1 protein-coding gene is annotated in these 1,434 nt (G+C 62.6%); it reads left to right on the top strand.

Features of this window, described 5'->3' with window-relative positions:
• Position 1 precedes the first annotated feature (1 nt).
• Positions 2-1,423 carry a hopanoid biosynthesis associated radical SAM protein HpnJ gene (hpnJ, locus tag U5A52_RS42925; protein ID WP_321940469.1) on the top strand — a complete coding sequence of 474 codons (1,422 nt, stop codon included), beginning with the start codon at positions 2-4 and terminating at the stop codon, positions 1,421-1,423.
• Positions 1,424-1,434 lie beyond the last annotated feature (11 nt).

Raw genomic sequence — 1,434 nt, forward strand, 5'->3', positions numbered from 1 at the left:
TATGAAAACGCTGTTTCTGCAGGCCCCGTCGTATGACGGCTTCGACGGTGGCGCGGGCTCGCGCTACCAGGCAAAGCGCGAGATCCGCTCGTTCTGGTATCCCACGTGGCTTGCGCAGCCCGCGGCCCTCGTGCCCGACAGCCGCGTGCTCGACGCGCCGGCCGACGGCATCGGCGTGGAAGCCACGCTGAAGATCGCGATGGACTACGACCTCGTGATCATTCACACGAGCACGCCGTCGTTCCCGACCGACGCGCTCTTCGCCGAAGACCTGAAGAAGCGCAAGCCGACGCTCATCGTCGGCATGGTCGGCGCGAAGGTGATGGTCGATCCGCACAACTCGCTCACGGCGACCGAGGCGATCGATTTCGTCTGCCGCGAGGAATTCGATTACACCTGCAAGGAAATCGCCGAGGGCCGGCCGTTCGCCGAGATCAAGGGCTTGAGCTGGCGCGCGAAGGACGGCTCGATCGAGCACAACGAGGCGCGGCCGATTCTCGAGAACATGGACGAGCTGCCGTTCGTCGCGCCCATCTACAAGCGCGACCTGAAGATCGACAACTACTTCATCGGCTATCTGAACTACCCGTACGTGTCGATCTATACGGGGCGCGGCTGCAAGTCGCGCTGCACGTTCTGCCTGTGGCCGCAGACGGTGAGCGGCCACCGCTACCGCACGCGCTCGGTCGAGAACGTGCTGGCGGAAGCGAAGTGGATCCGCGACAACATGCCGGAAGTCAAGGAACTGATGTTCGACGACGACACCTTCACCGACGACCTGCCGCGCGCCGAAGCGATCGCGATTGGCCTCGGCAAGCTCGGCATGAGGTGGTCGTGCAACGCGAAGGCGAACGTGCCGTACAAGACGCTGAAGGTGATGAAGGAGAACGGCCTGCGTCTGCTGCTCGTGGGCTTCGAGTCGGGCGACGACCAGATTCTCGTGAACATCAAGAAGGGCGTGCGCACGGACTTTGCGCGCCGCTTCAGCGCCGACTGCAAGACGCTCGGCATCAAGATTCACGGCACCTTCATTCTGGGGCTGCCGGGCGAGACGCAGGACACGATCAGGAAGACGATCGAGTACGCGAAGGAAATCAATCCGCACACGATTCAGGTGTCGCTCGCCGCGCCGTATCCGGGCACGACGCTGTACAAGCAGGCCGTGGAAAACGGCTGGATGGAAGAGAACAAGACGATCAACCTGGTGAGCAAGGAAGGGGTGCAGCTGGCTGCGATCGGCTATCCGAACCTGCCGCGCGAGGAGATCTATCACCATCTGGAGCAGTTCTATCGCCAGTTCTATTTCCGGCCTTCGAAGATCTGGGAGATCGTGCGCGAGATGCTCACGAGCTGGGACATGATGAAGCGGCGTCTGCGCGAAGGCGTGGAGTTCTTCCGCTTCCTGCGCGCGCACGAGGCATGATGGACCGCGCG

Origin of the sequence: Paraburkholderia sp. J8-2, assembly GCF_905220195.1 — a bacterium.
GTDB lineage: Bacteria > Pseudomonadota > Gammaproteobacteria > Burkholderiales > Burkholderiaceae > Paraburkholderia.

Bases quoted from the DNA above. Each gene is read 5' to 3' on its own strand.
- hpnJ (WP_321940469.1), top strand. From the start codon at position 2: ATGAAAACGCTGTTTCTGCAGGCCCCGTCGTATGACGGCTTCGACGGT.